The sequence below is a fragment of the Nonomuraea sp. NPDC050478 genome (assembly GCF_044458265.1).
Classification (GTDB): Bacteria; Actinomycetota; Actinomycetes; order Streptosporangiales; family Streptosporangiaceae; genus Nonomuraea; species Nonomuraea ferruginea.
The window spans coordinates 144,450-164,298 of sequence record NZ_JBITHT010000010.1; the positions used below are offsets into that span (position 1 = coordinate 144,450).

The 19,849-nt window shown below is 69.2% G+C and carries 16 protein-coding genes, 2 pseudogenes and 1 riboswitch; of the genes and pseudogenes, 11 read left to right on the forward strand and 7 right to left on the reverse strand.

The window, feature by feature from the left end; genetic code table 11:
* Positions 1-20 precede the first annotated feature (20 nt).
* A complete protein-coding gene (locus ACIBF7_RS39810) occupies positions 21-794 on the reverse strand; it encodes an LLM class flavin-dependent oxidoreductase (protein WP_364233492.1) in 774 nt (257 codons plus the stop codon).
* Between the two features lie 51 nt (positions 795-845).
* On the opposite strand from ACIBF7_RS39810, the gene ACIBF7_RS39815 reads away from it, so the two are divergent.
* A complete protein-coding gene (locus tag ACIBF7_RS39815; RefSeq protein ID WP_397199412.1) occupies positions 846-1,253 on the forward strand; it encodes a hypothetical protein in 408 nt (135 codons plus the stop codon).
* A gap of 253 nt (positions 1,254-1,506) precedes the next feature.
* Here the strand turns inward: ACIBF7_RS39815 and ACIBF7_RS39820 are convergent, their stop codons facing one another.
* Entirely contained in the window at positions 1,507-1,638 is a 132-nt protein-coding gene (locus tag ACIBF7_RS39820; protein WP_364233488.1) for a hypothetical protein, read from the reverse strand.
* Between the two features lie 196 nt (positions 1,639-1,834).
* Here ACIBF7_RS39820 and ACIBF7_RS39825 point away from each other — a divergent pair, with 196 nt between their 5' ends.
* A complete protein-coding gene (locus ACIBF7_RS39825) occupies positions 1,835-4,336 on the forward strand; it encodes a polysaccharide lyase family 8 super-sandwich domain-containing protein (RefSeq protein WP_397199413.1) in 2,502 nt (833 codons plus the stop codon).
* Positions 4,337-4,430: 94 nt separating this feature from the next.
* On the opposite strand, the gene ACIBF7_RS39830 is transcribed toward ACIBF7_RS39825, so the two are convergent.
* Positions 4,431-5,615, reverse strand: a complete 1,185-nt coding sequence (locus tag ACIBF7_RS39830; RefSeq protein ID WP_397199414.1) for an RNA-guided endonuclease InsQ/TnpB family protein — start codon at positions 5,613-5,615, stop codon at positions 4,431-4,433.
* A 425-nt stretch (positions 5,616-6,040) separates the two neighbouring features.
* On the opposite strand from ACIBF7_RS39830, the pseudogene ACIBF7_RS39835 reads away from it, so the two are divergent.
* The 6 genes and pseudogenes from ACIBF7_RS39835 (at position 6,041) to ACIBF7_RS39860 (ending at position 12,209) form a co-directional block, all read left to right on the forward strand.
* Positions 6,041-6,470: pseudogene (locus ACIBF7_RS39835) on the forward strand (restriction endonuclease).
* A 66-nt stretch (positions 6,471-6,536) separates the two neighbouring features.
* Positions 6,537-7,283, forward strand: a complete 747-nt coding sequence (locus ACIBF7_RS39840) for a DUF234 domain-containing protein (protein ID WP_397199415.1) — start codon at positions 6,537-6,539, stop codon at positions 7,281-7,283.
* 308 nt (positions 7,284-7,591) lie between these two features.
* Complete coding sequence (locus tag ACIBF7_RS39845) at positions 7,592-8,644, forward strand: hypothetical protein (protein ID WP_397199416.1); 1,053 nt, start codon at positions 7,592-7,594, stop codon at positions 8,642-8,644.
* Between the two features lie 237 nt (positions 8,645-8,881).
* Positions 8,882-9,859: an NUDIX domain-containing protein gene (locus ACIBF7_RS39850; protein WP_397199417.1), complete on the forward strand. Its 978-nt coding sequence runs from the start codon at positions 8,882-8,884 to the stop codon at positions 9,857-9,859.
* A 10-nt stretch (positions 9,860-9,869) separates the two neighbouring features.
* Positions 9,870-11,780 (forward strand): hypothetical protein, encoded by a 1,911-nt coding sequence (locus ACIBF7_RS39855; protein ID WP_397199418.1) that lies wholly within the window; start codon positions 9,870-9,872, stop codon positions 11,778-11,780.
* A gap of 3 nt (positions 11,781-11,783) precedes the next feature.
* Positions 11,784-12,209: a hypothetical protein gene (locus ACIBF7_RS39860; protein ID WP_397199419.1), complete on the forward strand. Its 426-nt coding sequence runs from the start codon at positions 11,784-11,786 to the stop codon at positions 12,207-12,209.
* Between the two features lie 532 nt (positions 12,210-12,741).
* On the opposite strand, the pseudogene ACIBF7_RS39865 reads toward ACIBF7_RS39860, so the two are convergent.
* A pseudogene (locus ACIBF7_RS39865) lies at positions 12,742-12,843 on the reverse strand (DNA-binding response regulator); the annotation flags it as partial.
* 300 nt (positions 12,844-13,143) lie between these two features.
* Between ACIBF7_RS39865 and ACIBF7_RS39870 the strand changes: the two are divergent.
* Entirely contained in the window at positions 13,144-13,563 is a 420-nt protein-coding gene (locus tag ACIBF7_RS39870; RefSeq protein ID WP_397199420.1) for a DoxX family protein, read from the forward strand.
* A 104-nt stretch (positions 13,564-13,667) separates the two neighbouring features.
* On the forward strand, positions 13,668-14,246 hold the full coding sequence (locus ACIBF7_RS39875; protein ID WP_397199421.1) for a dihydrofolate reductase family protein: 579 nt from the start codon (positions 13,668-13,670) through the stop codon (positions 14,244-14,246).
* Positions 14,247-14,252: 6 nt separating this feature from the next.
* Here ACIBF7_RS39875 and ACIBF7_RS39880 read toward each other — a convergent pair whose 3' ends face one another.
* Both ACIBF7_RS39880 and ACIBF7_RS39885 read right to left on the reverse strand, forming a co-directional pair.
* Entirely contained in the window at positions 14,253-17,078 is a 2,826-nt protein-coding gene (locus ACIBF7_RS39880; RefSeq protein ID WP_397199422.1) for a protein kinase, read from the reverse strand.
* Between the two features lie 49 nt (positions 17,079-17,127).
* Positions 17,128-17,451: a multidrug efflux SMR transporter gene (locus ACIBF7_RS39885; protein WP_364233470.1), complete on the reverse strand. Its 324-nt coding sequence runs from the start codon at positions 17,449-17,451 to the stop codon at positions 17,128-17,130.
* Positions 17,452-17,470: 19 nt separating this feature from the next.
* Positions 17,471-17,536, reverse strand: a riboswitch (guanidine-III (ykkC-III) riboswitch).
* Positions 17,537-17,687: 151 nt separating this feature from the next.
* Between ACIBF7_RS39885 and ACIBF7_RS39890 the strand changes: the two genes are divergently transcribed.
* On the forward strand, positions 17,688-18,341 hold the full coding sequence (locus ACIBF7_RS39890; RefSeq protein ID WP_345482974.1) for a DUF1275 family protein: 654 nt from the start codon (positions 17,688-17,690) through the stop codon (positions 18,339-18,341).
* Here the strand turns inward: ACIBF7_RS39890 and ACIBF7_RS39895 are convergent.
* Positions 18,325-19,830: a tripartite tricarboxylate transporter permease gene (locus tag ACIBF7_RS39895; RefSeq protein WP_148035006.1), complete on the reverse strand. Its 1,506-nt coding sequence runs from the start codon at positions 19,828-19,830 to the stop codon at positions 18,325-18,327. The genes ACIBF7_RS39890 and ACIBF7_RS39895 overlap by 17 nt on opposite strands.
* Between the last annotated feature and the right edge of the window lie 19 nt (positions 19,831-19,849).

Sequence of the window (19,849 nt, forward strand, 5' to 3'; positions counted from 1 at the left end):
TCAAACATACACAACGCGCATCAATGCGTGTCATGCAAGATTTTGCGAACCTCCGCCAGCAGCTCGACCTGCGTCCGCCAGTCCCCGCCCGCTATCCCGACCACCGCGTGCCGCGCCCCCGCCTCCCGGTAGGCGGCCAGCCTCTCGGCGGCCTCCTCCGGACGGCCGGTCAGCGGGATGTCGATCACCTCCTCCACGGGACGCCCGTAGGCGCCGCCGATGCCTGACGCGATCTCCTCACGGGAAGGGACCCCCGTGCCCAGGGCGCAGGTCCCCCCGATCGCGACGACCGGCGCGGGCCTGCCGTGCTCCGCTGCCAGCTCGGCGAGCCGCGCCGCGCCCTCGGCCAGCTGAGCGGGGGAGATCAGGGAGGGGAACCAGCCGTCCCCCAGCCGCGCGGCCCGCCGGATCGCCGTCATGGACGCGTTCCCGACCCAGACCGGGGGCATCGGCACGGACGGCGCCAGCTCGACGGCCGCGCCCTCGACCTCGGTCCGCTCACCCGCCAGCAGGCGCGGGAGGAGCCGCAGCGCGCTGTCGGTACGGGGCCCGCGCTCGGCATAGGGCACCCCGGCGGCGGCCCACTGCCCGAGGCCGCCACCCGAACCGACCCCGAGCACCAGCCGGCCGCCCGACACGTACTGGAGCGTCGCGACCTGCTTGGCGGCCCAGGCGAGGTGGTCACCGTGCCACACGCCGTCCAGCCCGGCGTCCTCGGCGTGCCGCGCCGCCTCCCGCAGGTCGATGCCCACACTGACTCCGGGCAGGATGACGCCGATCTCGAAGCTGTTCATCCTCGTACGGTGCAACCTCAAGTTCGGTTGACGTCAAGTATCGTCGCCCTTGTGGCGCGTTTCCTCTGCTTCGCCTGCCGTCGCCCGATCACCCTGCCGGTCCGCAGGATCCCCCTGCCGCCGGCGCACTACACCGCCATCGCCGGCGCGACCGTGCCCACCGACCGCATCCAGCCCCCGCGGATGCCGCGCGGCACGTACGCGGCCAACCACCGGCCCGAGGAGTTCTCCGGCGAACCGCCCGGCCTGGTGATCCACCCGGACGACGCGGTCGGCATGCTCCTGCACCCGGACCGGTCCCGGGTCGGCGGCTGCTGCGGGATCAGCGAGATCGACGGCCCCAACCTCGTCTGCGCGGGCTGCGGCACGGACCTCGCCACCCACCAGGCCGACTGCTACGGGCAGAACCAGATCACCCTGGTGGCGGACGCCGTCATCCTGTCGCACGTGGACGACTGACCATCAGCGCTCACAGGCCCGTGAGTCGTGATCTCCCGCCTTCTCCAGGGCCTGCGACGAGCTCGCTCGCGGTTCGCCTTCCCAGCCACAGACACAGACACAGACCGGAACGTACCCCTCGCGGCTCCGCTCCTCCGCCCAGCCGAGAGCGCCGCCACACCGCCGAAAGCCACGGCCGCCACACCCCACACCATGTGGACGGTCCGCGGAACGAGCTCCAGGACGGTGGGAACGATCACGATGACAGCCGTGATCACACGCTCGCGAGGACGCGGGGCGTGAACACCTGATGCCGCAGCGGCCGGGTGACGAGCATGACCGCGATGCCGGTCACGAGCAGACCGCCCGCGGCCAGAGCGAGCCGGGGACGCCTGTCCAGGATCATCGCTCCTCCTCCCCCCGATCTTCACCGGTCCCCGCCACCGTGTCCACTTTCAACCCTGGGCGGGCGATCTGTAGAGGTCCTCGGCCCCCACCAGGACGTGAAAGATTTCTTCATCGATAAACCACGAGATGGCTATGGATTCCAACGCGATGAGTGTGGATCATGTGAGGAGCCCCCGACAGCCCGGAGTCAAGCCGTGCCGCATCTGTCTCGCCGCCAGGCCCTCTCCCTCCTCCCCGCCGCCGGCCTCCTCGCCGTAGCCTCTCCCGTGCGCGCCGCCGCGTCCGGCGCCGACCACGCCCGGCTGCTCGCCAACACCGTGGCCATGCTCGCCGGCACCTCCGACAGCAACACCCGACCCGAGGTCGCCGCCAAGCTCGCCGCCATCCTCAGGACCGCCAGGCAGCGCCTCACCGCCATGGACCAGGCAGGCGACGGCGAGCTGTTCGCCGGCCTCACGCTCGGCGCCGACGACGCCGCACTCCGCCAGGCCTTCCAGTTCCTGTACGAGATCGCGCTCGCCACCCGCACCCCCGGCGGCGAACTCGACGGCGACGCCACCGTCCAGCGGCGCGTCGTCGAGGGACTCCAATGGCTGCACGAGCGCCACTTCGGCGACCAGGCGGCGGGCTACTACGGCAACTGGCACAACTGGGAGATCGGCATCCCCACCCACGTCAGCCGGACCCTGGTCCTGCTCGCCGACCTCTTACGTGACGAACGCCCCGCTCTGACGTCCACGTACCTCGCCACGATGGACGCCTACCTCCGCAACGGCAAGGACGGCGACGTCGACCTCGACTCCCGCTTCCACACCGGCGCCAACCTCGCCGACATCACCGCCAACCGCATCCTCCAGGGCGCCCTCACCGCCGACGACGCCCGCGTCGCCAAGGCCATCGCCGACCAGGCCACCGTCTTCGCCACCATCGACCCGTACGATCTGCGGCACGGCGTCACCGACGGCTACTACGAGGACGGCTCCTTCATCCAGCACCACTCGGTCGCCTACACCGGCTCGTACGGGCGCATCCTGCTGACCCGCGTCGTCCAGACCCTCAAGACGCTCGAAGGCGCGACCACCGGGTCAGGGCTGGGGGAGGTGGTCTACAGGTGGATCACCGACGGCTTCGCCCCGCTCATCTTCGAGGGCTGGATGATGGAGATCGTCAAGGGGCGCGCGGTCTCCCGTACCAACACCGGGTACGCGGACGTCGGGATCATCGTGGAGGCCATCGCCGACCTGGCGGACCACGTCGGCGGGGACAGCGCGCTGGCGTTGAAGAAGTACGTCAAGCACCTGCCTGCCGCCGACACGGGGTCGTTCGTCTCTCCGGTCAGCATCGCCCGTTACTCGGCCATCCGCTCTGACGACGCCATCCCGGCCGCCGACCTGAACCCGCCTTCGCGGTCCGTGGCCTTCAACGCCATGGACCGGGCCGTGCACCGGCGGCCCGGGTACGCGTTCGCGCTGGCGCGGAGTTCGGAGCGGATCAGCAAGTACGAGTACATGAACGGGGAGAACCTCATGCCCTGGTTTCAGGGGGATGGGGCTTACTACCTCTATCTGGCGGGCGAGGACCAGCGGGAGGTGTTCGGGGTCGACTACTTCACGGCCGTCTCCCCGTACCGGCTGGCCGGCGTCACCGCGCCGGTGGAGGAGCGGCGGACGGTGCCGGAGCTGTACGGGCGGTTCTGGTACGAGAACCCGGGGCATCCGCTGAACTTCACCTCGTCGTCGGAGTCGCAGAACACGTACGTGTACTTCCCGCGTGGCGAGAACGCGTTCTCCGGCGGGGTGACGTCCGGGGTGTACGGGGCGGCCGGTTTCGTGCAGTCCGATGACGTGGCCTATACGGCCAAGCAGGAGGGGGTTCTGCCCGAGGATTTCGTGGCTTATCGGAATGCCCGGGCCACCAAGTCGTGGTTCATGCTCGACGACGAGATCGTGGTGCTGGTGGCGGGGGTCGCCGGGCAGGGCGGGCGTGCCGCGGTGACGACGGTGGACAGCCGCATCGCCGCTCCCGGTGACGCGGTCGCGGTCACCGGCGAACGCTGGCAGGGGGGAGCCTGGCAGGCGGGTGACACCACGCCGCCCCGCTGGCTGCGCTACGCCAACGGCACCCGCGGCACCGCCGTCGGCTACGCCTTCCTCACCAGGCAGCCCGTCACCGCCGGGCTGGAGACGGTGACCCGCAGCCGCAGAGTCGTCCGTACGAGCAATCCAGACACCAGCGTTACCAAGAACGTCTTCACCGCGTCGGTCACCCATCCCGCGGGCGGTCAGGTTCCCGAGCTCGCCTACGCTCTGGTGCCCGGCGCGACCGAGGCCGGGTTGCGCGGGTACGCGCGTGGGACGGTGCGCGTGCTGGCCAACGACCGGCACGTCCAGGCGATCGAGCACAAGGGGCTCGGGATCGTGGCGGCCAACGTCTTCTCGGACGGGCCGCGTCTCGCCGGGCGGATGCTGGTCGACGGGCCCGCTTCGGTGATCGTGCAATCGGGTGAGCGTACGGTGGTCGCGCTGTCGGACCCGACGATGCGGCGGGACCGGGTCAGCGTCGTGCTCCACGGGCCGCGTCTCCGGGTCGACTCGGCGGACGAGGGGGTGAAGGTGCGGCGGGTGCCGGGCGGGATGCTGATCCAGGCGACGACCCGCCACGCCCACGGCCGCGGTTTCACGGCGACGTTGCGCTGACGATCTGTCGGTCCTCTCGCTCACACTTGCCTTCGGGACCACTCATCGAGGAGGCACCGTGACTCCTCCGCTCCCTGAAGGGAGCGGCTTCTCGCTAAGCCGCTTCCGCAGCCTGGCGAAGGGCAAGCCCTGCCCTCACGATGTTGACCGCCGCGTTCACGTCGGCGTGCGCGGCATGCCCGCACGACACGCACCGGAACTCGGCCTGGGTGACGCGGTTCGCCTTCGCGCAGTGCCCGCAACGTGAGCATGTGCGGGAGGTGCCGGCGGGGTTCACCGCGATCAGCTCTCGACCGGCGCTTTCAGCCTTGTGCGACAGGATCGTCAGGAACACCCCCCAGCCCGCGTCCAGAATCGAACGGTTGAGGCCCGACTTCTGGGCGACGTTCCGGCCGGGAGCCTCGATCGTGCCGGACGCGCCGCAGGTCATGTTCGTGATCCGCAGGTCTTCGTGCACGATCACGTCGTAGGCGCGGACCAGGGCGAGCGCGGCCTTGTGCGCGTGGTCCAGGCGCTGACGGCGGACCTTGCCGTGCAGGGCGGCGACGCGGGCCACCGCCTTGCGCCGCCGCCGGGAGCCGCGCTGCTTGCGGGCCAAGTCGCGCTGCGCGTCCGCGAGGCGGCCGGCGGTGGCGGCCAGGTGACGTGGGTTCGCCACGTGCACGCCGTCGGAGGTGGTGAGGAGCGAGGCGATGCCCATGTCGATCCCGGCCATCGCGCCTGTCGCAGGCAGTGAGCCGACGGGCACGTTGTCGCACGACAGGACCACGTACCAGCGGGAGCCCTCGCGCTTGACGGCGATCGTCTTGACCCGGCCGCGTACGGGCCGGTGCTGGTGGACGCGGACGTGGCCGATTCCTTGGAGCCGGACGAAGGTCGCTTTTGGGTGTTCGGGCTGGGAGTCCCACCGGCAGCCGTCGCCGTCCTTGGGCCACTCGACGGTGTCGAACCAGCCGCGCCCTTTGAAACGCGGGAAGCCCGGGGTGTGCCCGGCCTTGACCCGGCGGAAGAACGCGGCGAACGCCTTGTCGAGGCGTCGCAGGGTGGCCTGCTGGGAGGAGAAGGACCAGCGGCCCTGCCCGCCGGTGTCGTCGGCGCGGATGTGTTTCAGCTCGGCGGACTGGTCGCCGTACCGGACGCTCACGCGCGCCTTGGCGTAGGCGGTGCGGCGGTGTTCCAGGGCGGCGTTGTAGAGCTGCCGGTGGTCCTCCAGACACGCGGTGAGAGCGATCTCCTGGTGGCGGGTGGGGCGCAGCAGGAACTTCGACGACCTGCGCACACCCCACCTCCTGTCACGTTCGGTAACGACAGCACCACAGTATCGGCTGGCGCCGACAAAACCCCGGAAGGACATCCCTATGCGCGGACCTGACAAGTCAGGGCACGCTCGGCCCTGGCGGCTCTGGCGGCCCTCCCGCTCCCGATTCCCCGTCGCCTGAAGGCGACGGTCCCCTCGGGAGAATCTGATGGCGAGGTGCTCCAGGAGAGGGAAGAGGGCACGAAGGAGGCAGCGGGCAGCCGCGGTAGTCTGCGTCGCGGGCGTCGCGGGCGTGTGGTTCGCCGCCGAACACCCCGGCTGGGCCCTGGGGATCACCTGCCTGCTCGGCGTATTACGCCGGCGGACTCGTTCTCCGGCAGCGCATGATCCGGGCAGAGAGACGGTGCTTTCTGGCCGCCAACGTCGAGCTGGAGAAGGTCGATCGGATGTCGGGGCCCGAGTTCGAGCACCTTGTCGCCGAACGGATGATCGCCGACGGGTTCCGCCAGGTCCGTCAGCGCGGCGGTGCCGGTGACCGAGGGGTGGACATCACAGCCTCTCGCTCCGGGCCACGGCCGCTACGCCATCCAGTGCAAGCGCTACGGCAAGCCGGTCGGCGCCCGCGACGTACGCGACTTTCTCGGTGCGCTGGCCAACACCTTCGCGGGCCACACCGGCGTCCTGGTCACTCCGCCCGTCTCACCAAGCAGGCCAGGCCGAAGCCCTGGGCGCGCGGGAGCCGCTCATCCTGGTCGAACGCGACCGGCTCGCGGACTGGCTGCTGGGCACGGTCTCGCTCTTGCCGGCGAGATCCGCCAGGATGCTGACGGAGGGAAGCCACATGAGCACGCCCGCAGATCCTCCGGGCCACCTTGATGGGTACGTTGTCGCTGGCCGAGGTGGAGCGCGGGCATGTTGCTAACACGGATGTTACTAACATTGATGTTAGTAACTTGCCAGTCCGGTGCTCTGGGGTCACTCAGCGATCCGGTGTCGGCGGAGCGCTCGCTCGCTGCGGAGTTCCCCCAGCAGGTGCAGGCCCGCGCTGTCCTCTCAGCGATCGGCAGCGGTGAGCGGAACTTCACCAACATCGCCCGCGCCGCCGGGGGGATCGGGGCGGCCCGCTCCATCGGGCGCTGGAGATTCTCACGGACAAGCGGATCATCGCGGCAGCTTCCTGTCTCCACCCGGCCCTCGAAGGATCGTCGTTACCGGGTCAAGGATTCCTACCTCCGCTTCTGGCTGAAGCTCCTGGGCCCGGCGATGGAGGAGATCGAGCGGGGCCGAGGAGACCTGACGCTGCGGCGTATCCGCGAGAACTGGACCAGCTGGCGCGGCAGGGCCGTCGAGCCTCTGGTGCGCGAGGCGTTGGCACGGCTGCTGCCCGACGCGAACCTGCCCGCTGCCCCCGTCGTCGGCGGTTACTGGACCTGTACCAACGACGTGGAGATCGACATCGTGGGAGCGGACCGCGCGCCGATCGCCAAGGAACTGCTGTTCGTCGGCTCCGTGAAGTGGCTGGAGAACTCCCCGTTCGACCGGCACGACCTCGCGGCGCTGCACCGACACCGCGCCTCTCTCACGTCCGATCCCATCCCGGTGATCGCCGCCCTGCGCAGCGGGACCGACTGCGCAGGGCTCGACGCCGCGTACGGCCCGGCGGAGCTCCTCGTGGCGTGGTCCGCCTGACGACCCGCTACGTGCACGGTCCCACCTGCACCGCTACGCCCGCTATCCGGGATGCGCGATCGCGGCAGTCGGGTTCGGGCATCGAGGATGCGTCATGGGCCTGGCCGCCGGCACCTTGGTCGAGGTCGCGGCCGTGGCGCCGCGCGGAGTCCGGAGCACCGCCGGGGCCGGAGACTCGGTCGTCGACCGCTGGGACCGCTGACCATGAAGGTCGCGTCGAATCGTGAAAGTCGTGACCCGTGACCGGAACGTGGAGGATCATGAAGCATCGCGCTGATCCCTCCGTCCCTGCCCATGAAGGAGCCGTCGTGCTGGTTCGCGAGTTGACCTGTTTATTCGTGCTCGCCTGTTCGCTGTTCCCGGCGTCCGCCCATGCCGCCGCCGGATGGAAGCCGGGGTCGGTCCAGCAGGTCTACGATCCGAAGGGCAAGCTCTACGCGTACGCTCCCGCCGCGATCGAACAGGGCGCCACCGAGCACTATTGGACCTGTCACAACACCACCGACGGCAAGATCAAGGACGACATCTGGCACACTCGCCGGTCCGGCGGGAAGATCGTCGGCGACCGGCGGGTCATCGCCTCCGGTGGCACCGGCTGGGACAAGTACCACAACTGCGACCCCGCCGTCGTCGCGGTCACCGCTCGATATCAGGGCGTCACGTACGGCTACGCGATGTTCTACCTGGGCAACGACGTGAACGCCAGCGCCCACAACCAGGTCGGCGTGGCCTTCGCCAAGACCCTCGACGGGCCGTGGGTGAAGTATCCGAAGCCGCTCGTGGGCTTCCCCTTCGACGACCCCGCCGCGTGGGGCGTCGGCCAGCCCGCTGTCACCGCCGTCAATCCCGCCGCCGGCCGGCTGCTGCTGTTCTACACCGCGGGCGGTCCCGGCGGGACGCGGGCGTACCGGCGCGACATCACCCTGGCCGACATGTCCGCCCCCGTGGTCGGCCCCGCCGTCGAGGTGACCAGGGCCGGGCTGACCGGGACCGACGGGAAGCCCGACGTGCTCAACAACTTCGACGTCGCCTACGACCCCTCCCGTGACCGCTTCTACGCCGTACGTGAGCAGCACCCGTACCCGACCGTCCCCCCGAAGCAGATCGGCGCCTCGCTCCAGGTAGCCAGCATCGACGGCGCGTCCATCTGGAACGGCGGCGGCTCCTGGCGCGTCGAGGGCGTCATCGACCCCGCGCTCACCGGCCTGCCCCGCAACCACAACGCCGGCATCTTGCGTACCGTCTACGGCACGCTGCCCGACACCGGATCGCTCACGGTCATCTTCACCGAGAGCTGCGCTGGGACGTGCGCCTCGCTGTGGAGCTACGACCTGTGGCGCATAACCGGCACGCTGACCTGACGTCCGGCGCGGAATCCGAGCCGAAATCAACCGGGCGGTGTCCAAGCACCGACACGACGTGGTGCATGACCACAGTGCCCATCGTCTCGCTCGACGCTCAGCAGAGGACCCGCAGTGGTCATCCAGGGCGACCGAGGGCCGCACCTGGCCTACCGGGTGCGCCGGTAGGTGGATCGACAGCGTCACGACCACGAGAGACGATGACTCTGCGGCACCCGGGCCCGAGAAGGGTGGGGGATGACAGAGCCAGAGGCACGGCGGATCGCTGCGGAATTGCTGCGGAAGTTGCCCTTGCCGGGTGAGGCCGCGCTTCCCGCGGCCTCCATCTGCGACGGGATGGGCCTGGATCCCGAGCAGGCCGAGACGGTCGGTCAGGTTCTGATCACGTTGCTGAACGCCTTCGGCGTGCTCGCGGTCAAGGACTGTCAGGTCAGGGCCGATCACGTGACGTCGTCACTGTTCCTCCGCAGCCTGGCCGAGTACGTCGCCACGGGCACTCCGATCCTGGGCAACTGGGCCCGCGCGCGGGTGGGCGAGCCGCCGTACCTGGATCAGGAGGCTCTCGCGGGGCCGCAGTTCCTGTACCTGATGGAACGTCAGCGTGGTCGCCTGAGCCCCCGGGCGCGTCCGCTGCGACGCGTGAAAGTCGCGCAAGTGGTGGTCAAAGCGCGGTTGCGCGGTCAGGGAGTCAACTACCTGATCATGTACGACAGTGCCGCCGATCAGTACCAGCTTCCCGGCGGGCGGATGCGTCCCGCCGATCCCGGCATGCGCGAGGTCGCGGTGCGCGAGCTGGAGGAGGAGCTTCCCCGATTCGTCTTCGACTCCCGTACGGACCAGCTCGTTGAGCTGGGAACAGCCGAGATCACTCAGCCGTCGCGCACCTTGGGCGCACTGACCGCGTATGAGATCGCGTTCTTCCAGCTGCGGTCCTCCCGCGCCCAGTTGCTCGCCGGGCCGGATGCCCGATGGGTGAAACCGGAGATCCTTCTCGAAGAAGGCGCCCAGGTGAACCGGGCCGGCCTCAACATGGAGGGGTTGCGCTGGCTCCACGACTCTCTTCCGCACGGGATCGGCGCCTTGCCGCTGAGCCTGATGGGCGTTCAGCGACGTACGTTGCGAGCTATCGTCAGGGACAGGCCATGGGAGTTCTACGGCCTTGTCCTCGGGGTGCTCGGGATCATCATCTCCATCATCTTGTTCTTCCTGGAATAGGGCGGGCGACGTGGGCGAGCTGTCGGGCGAGAAATGGAATGAGCTGCCTTCCGACCTGCTCGCCGTCTACAGGCGGTGGCACGAGTCCACCACATATGACTCCGAGCTGACGGGTTGGATGGCGGGAGGGATGAGCGACGCGCTGGTCGCCGTCGCCTCACAGTTCGAGGCCGACGTCCTCGCCCGGCAGGCCGTGCTCAAATTCCTGAAAGGCGATGGCGCCAGAGAAGCGCGACGAATGCGCCGGGCTCTGAACCGTTCACCACGCGAGTTCCGTGAGGCGCACCTGGTGGAGCTGATCGGCGACCCCATCATGCTGGGCTCGTGGTGGATGATCCAGATGAGGATCGCCGGCGGCGACCGATCCACCGTGCGGCCCCTGGTGGAGCTGCGGCATTCCGATGGGCTGCCCAAAGCCTGTGGAACCGTGTTCGAGTCCGTACTCGGCGCATGGAACCCGACGCTCCTTCACCGGCCGGAGTCCATGACAGCAGGCGCATACCTGCGCCTGCTGCTCGGTGACCGCCTGGATCACGGCGAACCACTGGACAGGTGGGCCGTCGAGCACGGTGTGACGGCGACGGTCGAATGGGTGCCTGACGGCGATGGCGGTCTGGCGCGCAACCCGCTGGCCCTGGCCAACGGTGATGGCTCGCATCAGTTGCTCGTCCACCGCGGACGTGGTCATGGTGACCTGAACGTCCGCAACGTGTTGCTGCGCGCCGAGGATCCGCGGGGCTTCAAGCTCATCGACTTCGGTGACTTCGCCGAAGATGCGCCACTGGCCCGTGATCCCGCGCATCTGCTGCTGAGCCTGGCACGCGAATGGCTGAGGGCTCTCGCCGACGACCCCGAGGCGCGGCACCACCTCAAGGCTGCGATCGTCACTCCGCACAATCCTGACGTCCCCTCAGTCTTCGGCTTCAAAGCGGTCAGCGCGGCGTTCCATGAGGCGGGCCAGAGTTGGGCCGACAGCAACGATCACGGCGAGCATTGGCGGCCCCAGGCACTGTTGTCCCTGATCGGCTGCGCCCTCGTCTTCGTCGGTCGCAAGCGGCTGCCCGACGACGTCCGGCAGTGGTTCTTCGATATGAGCGTGTACGCGGCGCGTGAATACTCCCGGCTGACCAGGGACGTCGACGTACCTCCTTTCCGGCCGGCGGCGAAGGCTCCTGTCGTCGGGGTGCCCCGCTCGCGGGGCGAGATAGACGCCGTGCTCAGCAGGCAACTGCACTTCATGCAGCGGACGATGGGCAATCAGGACGGTCTGGTCGGCGCGGCTCTCCAACTGCTGGACGAAGAGGAGCGTTTCGTGCGCCTCGCCCCCTGCCGCGTGCGCGCCAGCACACCTGGCTCGGCGGTGATCGTGGTCAGCGACCGGTACGTACGCACGGCCGAGCTGGACACCAAGTTCCGGGCCTCCGGCGTCACACGCATCGCCCACGGCGACATCAGGCAGTTGCACCTCTCTCTGGACCGCAGGCTCGGCCTCATCGACACGGCCGACGTGCGCATCGCTACGGACTCCATCGAGCTCCTGGTCCGTGGGCTGCTCAAGGACCAGGCGCAGAGTCTGGTCTCCGCTCTGGAAGAGCTGACCGGCGTGCGACGGCGACAGCTGGCAGAGAATCCAGCGGCAGCCTGGCGAGATCTTGTCGAGGCGCTGCGCGCCACCAGATTCACAGCTCGAACGAGCGGTGATCTCGCGGCCGACACCGAGTTCCTCCGAATGGCGCTGCGCGAAGAACGTCCACCGTACCCGAAGGAACCGACGAGGGTTGAAGAGCTGGTGGGCCGCCTGGAGGAGATCTTGTCGGAGGCTGCCATGTACGCCACCGCGGACCAGGTGCGCAGGGCATGCGCATCCGCCGAGCTTTTCCGAAGGTGGTTGCTCGACCTGCTGTCTGAGGCACGACCGTGAGAAATGGCCGCCTCCCAGGGCGCTCACGCCCTTGACCAGGCCATCAGCACACTTGAGACGCTTCACCGTCAGAGCCGGAACCTCAAATGGCTGGAGCAGAACCGCGTCGCCTTCACCGCCGAGTTGCGGACGCTGGACGCCTCTGTCGCCGAGGCGAGCAAGCACGTGAGCGCTGAGCTCGGAAACAAGATGGAAGACGCGTGTGTATTCGTCGGGAACAAGGCCCAGGACTTCTACGACTTCGTCGAGGAGCGTTACGGTAGCGACACCTACTACGAGCAGCGCGGCCAGGTCGCCCGAGGACTTCAGCAGAGCCTGCGCCAGGCCAAAGAGTATTTCCTGCGCATAAGAGGTTCGGTTCCCCGCAGCTCCGACCTGAAGTCCGACGCGCACGACGTGGTCACCCTGCCGATCACCGAAGCCGGATAGCCCCACGCCCTGCGCTGGATCGGGTGAAGGCCTTGCGCCAGGCCCGATGTCGCGAGCGCAGTAGACCATGCTCATTCCGCCTCTGCCGGAGGAGCGGGTTGAGCGGCTGCCTGGCCCTCCGCCTCCACCAGCGCCGGGCCGGCGCGGGCCTGGAGAGGAGGTCGATGATCCGCCCGAGGTCATGCTCGCCGCCGCTGCCCGAACAGACGAGGTAGGAAGCCTCCACGGCCGGCGATCTCGTGTGAATCGACCGTACAGGCGCGCCGGGCGTCATGGGCAGGGCAGTGAGCGGCGCCCTGCCCATGCGGGTGTCGAGGATCGGTGCGGCCCTACGTGATGCTGCCGGTCCAGGAGCTCGCGGCGTGCTTGTAGACCGGGATCGTCTCGCCGTCGAAGTACGACGAGATGCCGGTGTCGTACCGGCCGTCGCCGTCGGTGTCGGAAACGCTGATCGTGATGCCGTTGAGATAGCCGGTACGGGTTCCGTCCGAGTAGCCGATCAGCCATGCGGATCCGAGAGAGCCAACACCGGTGAGACTTTGGCCACCACCTCGATGGCGGGTTCGACCCCGAGCAGCGCGATCAGAGCGCCGCGGACCATGTGCATGTCCTCCGCGAGCAGAACCCGGATCAACGATCGCCCTCACCGTCAGGACCCCCGCTTCCGCCCTACTTCTACCATCTCGTGAGGTCGTCACTGTGGATCATGAAACTTTCATGGTCGGTGAGGGGGAGTCGTGTAGTTGAAATTTTCATCTTCTACGAGGTCGCGGTTGTGGTGTTCCGCCTTGTGGGGCGCGTGGCAGCCGACGGCGCGATCTCCCGCGGGAGGCGCGGCGTTGACGGACGGGTTCCGTGCAGAGACCCTTTGGGAGCGCTCCCAAAAGCGTCCCGGAGAACGGCACCAGCAACCCTTCGTCGAAAGGACACCTCTGTGGAATCGCTGGTCAAGGACCAAGGGCTGTTCCTGGCCCTGTACCGGATCGTGATAGGCCTGCTGTTCGCCTGTCACGGTGTGGCGACGCTCTTCGACGTGCTGGGCGGGCCCCACGGCCAGGTGCCAGGCGTCGGGCAGTGGCCGGACTGGTGGGCGGCCGTCATCCAGTTGATCGGCGGCGTCCTCGTCCTCCTCGGGCTGGCCACCCGTGCCGCCGCCGTCGTCTGCTCGGGCACCATGGCCTACGCCTACTTCGTCGTCCACCAGCCGCAGGCGCTGTTCCCGATCGAGAACGGCGGCGAGAAGGCCGCGCTCTTCTGCTGGGGCTTCCTGCTCGTCGCCGCACTCGGGCCCGGCCGCTGGGCGCTGTCCTCGGCGCTCGGTTCCGCACGCCCTCTCGCGCACGACAGGGCGTAGCGTACGGTCGCGGTCGAGATTCTTTCCGGGTCGTGTCTGTTCCGGCGGTATACGTTCGACGCATGGGTGAAAGGACGAACTCGTCAGACACCCAGGGAGATCTCATGAGCACCGTGGTCATGCACAACGTCGTGTCGGTGGACGGTTTCATCGCCGACGCCGCCGATGAGGTAGGCCCGCTGTTCGAGTGGTACGGCAACGGCGACGTCCCGCTCGTCGAAGGCGGCGCGATGAAGGTCTCGCGGGCCTCGGCCGCGTACGTCAGGCCGATCTGGGCCGGCATCGGGGCGATGGTGATCGGCCGTCACCTGTTCGACATCACGAACGGCTGGGAGGGACGCCCGCCGGCCGGCGAGCACGTCGTCGTGGTGTCGCACCGGCCCAAGCCCGAGGGCTGGCACCCGGAGGCGTCGTACCACTTCGTCGACGACGTGGCGCGGGCGGTCGCCAAGGCGAGGGCACTCGCGGGGGAGCGCACGGTCGCCGTGGCGGCGGGCGACGTCGGCGGGCAGGCGCTGGCCCTCGGGCTGGTGGACGAGGTGGCGATGGACGTCGTGCCGGTGGTCTTCGGCTCGGGCAAGCGCTACTTCGGCTCGGTCGACGCTCAGCACCTGCTGGAGGACCCGCACGTGGTGATCCAGGGCGACCGGGTGCTCCACCTGGCTTACCAGGTCCGCCGGTGACGGCGGTCAGGAGTCGCGGCCGCGATAGGTGATCGTCGCCCGGCCGGCCAGGCGGAGTGTCATCCCCGGATGCAGGTCCACGACGGCTCCGGGCGGGAGTCCGTGGAACTCGTCGCCCTCGGCGTAGGAGATCTCCGTCCCGCTCGTCGTGTCCAGGTTGTGGACGCAGACCGTCCAGCCGTCCAGCCGGATGGACAGATGGTTGTCACCGGCGTCGGCGAGGCTCACCGTACGGGTGCCCAGGTGTGATGGCGGGGCGGCGCCGATGAGATAGGAACCGTCGAGAGGGAGCTCGCGGCCGTCGTCGAACACGAGATCGCCCAGCTTGGGGCGGGCCGCCTGGTAGCGCGTCAGATGAGGGCCCAGTTGCGCGCCGCAGACCATGCAGGACAGCCGGTTGCCGTCGGTGAAGTGGCCTTTCGGGCAGGAGACGCCCTCGATCAGGAACACCGTGCCCCCCAGCGGCGGTCTGGCGCCCTGGTGGTTCCGCGAGGCCTCCTGCCCGGGCAGCGCGGCCCGCAGTTCGTCCGGGTGCTGGAAGCGCTCGTCCGGTGCGCGCCGGGTGGCGCGCACGACCACGTCGAGCAGGGGTGGCTCGATGCCGTCGAAGTTCAGGTGCCCCTGGATGATGCGGTAGAGCACCTTCGGCACGCTCTCGCTGCCCGCGGGGGATCGGCCGGTGGCGGCGAAGCCCAGCACCAGGCCGAGCGAGTAGATGTCCGATCGGATGTCCTGCTTCGCCCCGTGCGCCCCTTCGGGTGACATGTACGACGGGGTGCCCACCAGGATGTCGGGCGAGGTCGTCTCGACGTCGTGGGTCGTCTTCGCGATGCCGATGTCGATGATCACCGGATCGACGCCGTCGATGAGGATGATGTTGGACGGCTTGAGATCCAGCCGGAAGGCTCCTAGCCCGTGCATGTAGGACAGCGCCTCCGCCAGCCGCGCCCCGAGCCCGGCCACCTCCGCCGGCGGTAGCGGCCCTTCCTCGTCCACCTTCTGCTGCAGCGTGGGACCCGTTATCAGCTCCATCACCAGGGCGAGCACCTGATCGTCCGCCACGACGTCCAGCGTGCGCACGATCCCGGGATGGTCGAGCCGCCGGGCCAGCCCGATCTCCCGCTCGAAGCGCCAGCGCAGCTCGTCGCCGACGACGTCGGTCCTGATCAGCTTGACCGCCACGTACTTCTGGTCCGTACGCGACCACGCCTTGTACACCGAGCTCATCCCGCCCTGCCCGATCACCTCGACGAGGTCGTACCGGCCGCCGATCACCCGGATCACGCCCTGGACGGACCTGCCCGCCGCCTCGGGAGGTGAGGGCACCAGCAGCGACACGTCCAGCGAGGCCCGCTCGGACTCGCTGTGCAGGGCCAGGCCGAGCAGCCGCCGCCGGAGTTCGTCGGTCAGCGTGTAGCTGGTGAGCTGGGCGGCCGGCGTGTTGCCGATCAGGGTCGACCCGGCCCCCGCCTGCCGGACGATCTGGATGACCTGCCGCTGGACCAGGTGGTCCAGCAGCTGTTCCAGCTCCGTGTGCGCCACGTGCAGCATCGGGTCGAGCTCGCCGGCGCGCAGGATGTCCTCGATCGAGAACGCCTCGCCGTCGGTCCTGAGCACCCAGTCGAGCACGTAGTAGCCGGCCATCCGCCAGCGATCTTTGTCGATGGGCACGGCGAGCAGCCGCTCCCGCCCGCTGGCCTGGTGATACTCGTGAAGGATGTCCTCCATGCCCGCGTAGAAGTCCACGCGCTCCCGGTCCGCGCCCTCCACCCGCAGGTACGGCTGGTCGCCGTCCCAGCTGACCAGCTCGCTGAACTCCTGCAGCAGCCGCCGGGGCACGCCACGCGCCTTGAACCGGAAATAGCACGTCAGCCGGCGCAGCTCCTCCTCGTCCGGCGTGTCGTCCAGCAGGGCGGTGAGCAGCCGCTCGGGCGCCTCCCACATGCACGGCACGTAGATGCGCCAGGCGAACACGCTCTCGTACACGCTGTTCCCGCGGCTGACGTCGCGGATGGCGTGATCGTGCAGGTCGGGCCCGGCCACGATGAGGAAGTGCACGCCCCGCATGGTCAGCGCGTTCTTCAGCGTGTTGAGCATCAGCTCGAAGGCCCGCAGCCCCTCCGGCGTCCCGGTGAGCTTGTCGGCCTCGTCCAGCACGATCACCAGGTGGACGCGCGGGCGCCTGCGCCACCATCCGCGCGAGGCCGGGACGCCGATCAGGGAGACGACCCGGTTCAGATCATGTTCGACGTCGGTGTCGGAGTAGGTCAGGAACGACGCCTCGGTGGCCATCGACCGGGTCCGCTTGCGCGACACCCCGAGCCCGGGGGCGATGAACCCCAGCGGCCCGGTCGTCTTCTTGGCCGCCTCGCCCATGCCGAGCGTCAGGTTGGCGGCGTTCTCGGTGGCGTCGGACGAGGTCTGCTTGAGCCCGTACGAGGTGCGGATGTGCGCGAGCATGAGCGCCTGCTGCACGGCGGGGGTCAACCGGCTCAGGATGCGGCGATCGGCCAGCTCCTCGTAGGTGCGGCGGACCACGGCGAACAGCAGCCGCTCCGGCGAGATCGGCCGCGCCACGTTGACGGTGATCGGGACGACGATCTCTCCCTGCTCGCCGTCCTTCTCGATCGCGTGCAGCGCCCTGGCCACCACGGTGCTCTTGCCCACCCCGCGGAACCCGGTGAGGAGGAACGTCCCGCCCCTGGATCTGCGTAACCGCTGCCTGAGCTCGTCCACGAACGACTGGTTGCCGAGCATCGGAAAGGCGTCCTCGTCCGCCGGCAGCGGTTCGTGGATGTAGCGGAAGGTCCTGCGCAGCCGTACATCGGACACGTACCAGGTGTACCACCGAGGCGGGAAGGCGTCCTCGGATCCGGGCCCGTCAGTGGCCCCCGCTCGCCAGGTTGAGGCCGACGACGCCGGCGATGATGAGGGTGATCGAGGCGAGCTTCAGGAGGGACACGCTCTCTCCCAGCAGGATCATGCCCAGCGCGGCGGTCCCGACCGCGCCGATGCCTGTCCAGACGGCATAGGCCGTACCGACGTCGAGGGTCTTGAGCGCGAGCGCGAGCAGACCGAAGCTGAGCACGGCGAAGACGACGAAACCGATGCTCGGCAGCAAGTGCGAGAACCCGTTGCTCTGCTTGAGCGCGTAGGCCATGGCGATCTCGAAGAGACCCGCGGCGACCAGCATGATCCAAGCCATGACGGCTCCTTCCATGAAAGGAGCGTCGTCTTTGCAGGCCGGGTACGGCGCGTCTCGTCCGGGCGGACCCATGGTCGGGCTCGCACTTCCGACAACGGCGGCGACCGCGCCCGCATTCCATCGGCCGCGCGTGTCAGGCATGTGGTGGCGCTTCGTGGTGGAATAGGTACGGAGTGTGACGTCGGGTGTGGGGAGGGTGCGATGCGGGACGGTCGTGGGCTCGTGACGCGCCGCTGATGGGGCGCGAGCGGCTGGACCTTCCGCTCACCGCCATGGCCGTGGTCCTCACCATCGGCACCGGAGCGGTCGACGCGGCCAGTTTCATCCGGCTCGGCGGGGTGTTCAGCAGTGTCATGACCGGCAACCTGGTGGTGTCCGGCTACGCGATCGGCACCGCCGACCTCGCGCACCTGCTCACCACCGTCACCGCGGTCATCGGGTACGTGCTGGGGGTCGCCGCCGGCACCGGCGTCGCGGGCCGCGGCGGGATGATCGCCGTGCTCGGTGCGGAGCTGCTCGCGCTGGTGGCGTTCGCGGTGGGCTGGGAGGTGACCGGTGGCCGCCCGTCCGCCGTGGCGCTGCACGTCCTGCTGGTTCTGACGGCGATGGCCATGGGGTTGCAGAGCGCGGCGATGCGCGCCCTGGGCGGCCGCCGGGTGGTGTCGACGACGTACCTGACGGGGACGCTGACCGGCGTCATCGCCGCCCTGCTCACCTCCGGCGGCCTGGCGGGGGCCATGGTGCGTGACATCGCCATCCTGACGGCGGTCGTGGTCGGGGCGGCGGCGGGGACCCTGGTGGTCACGCTGGTCCCCGCCGCGCTGCCGGCCATCCCGCTCGTCACCGTGCTCGCCGCCCTCACGATGGCCGGGCTCACTCGTCCTCGGTGAACACCTGCTCGCGGCGCTTGCGGATCGCCGGGAGGACGGAGAGGGCGAGCGCCGCCACCGACAGGGCCAGGAGCGCCGCGGAGATCGGCCGGGTCAGGAAGACCGACGCGTCGCCGCGGGAGATGATCAGCGCCCGCCGCAGGTTCTCCTCCAGCAGGGGGCCGAGGACGAAGCCGAGCAGCAGCGGGGCCGGCTCGCAGCCGCACTTGATCAGGATGTAGCCCAGGAGCCCGAAGAGCACGATCGCGTAGACGTCGTAGGCGTTGAACCCCAGGGAGTACGTGCCGATCGAGGCGAACAGGATGATCATCGGGAACAGCACCTGGTACGGGATGCGCAGCATGCGCACCCACATGCCGATCAGCGGCAGGTTCAGCAGGACGAGCAGCACGTTGCCGATCCACATCGACGCGATCAGGCCCCAGAACAGCGCGGGCTCGTCGGTGATGACGTTCGGGCCGGGGGTGATGCCGTGCACGATGAACGCGCCGATCATCAGCGCCATCACCGGGTGGGCCGGCAGGCCCAGGGTGAGCAGCGGGATGAACGACGTCTGCGCCGCGGCGTTGTTCGCCGACTCGGGGCCGGCGACGCCCTCGATCGCGCCGTGCCCGAACTCCTGCGGCCGCTTCGAGATCCGCTTCTCGACGGCGTACGAGGTGAACGAGGCCAGCACGTGGCCGCCGCCGGGCAGGACCCCGAGCGCCGCGCCGAGACCGGTGCCGCGCAGGATGGGGGCGACGATGCGGCGCCGGTCCTCGCGGGTCGGCCAGAGGTTCCGCACCTTGTCGACGATCGCCGTGCGCGTCTGCTCGTTCTCCAGGTTGCGCAGGATCTCGGCCACGCCGAACATGCCGACGGCGACCGACACGAAGTCGATCCCGCCGTACAGCTCGCGCTGGTCGAAGGTGAACCGGGGGGTGCCGGTGTAGATGTCCTGGCCGACCGTGCCGAGCAGGACGCCCAGGAAGATCATCGCGAGGGCCTTGAGCGCGGTGCCGCGCGCCAGCGCGATCGACACGATCAGGCCGAACAGCACCAGCGCGAAGTACTCGGCGGGGCCGAACTGCAACGCGACGCGGGCCAGCGGCGGGGCCGCGACGGCCAGCACGACCGTCGCGACCGTGCCCGCGATGAAGGACCCGATCGCCGCGGTGGCCAGGGCGGCGCCGGCCCTGCCCTGGCGGGCCATCTCGTGCCCGTCCAGCGCGGTGACGGCCGCGGACGACTCACCGGGCAGGTTGATCAGGATGGCGGTGGTCGAGCCGCCGTACTGCGCGCCGTAGTAGATGCCGGCCAGCATGATCAGCGCCGTCACCGGCTCGAAGCTGAAGGTGATCGGCAGCAGCATCGCCACCGTCGCCGTCGGCCCGATGCCGGGCAGCACACCGACCATCGTCCCGAGCAGCACTCCCACGAAGCACCAGAGGACGTTCTGGAGCAGGAGAGCGGTCGAGAGGCCGAGCGCGAGGTTTTCGAGTAGGTCCATGCCTCAATCCGGATGCCGC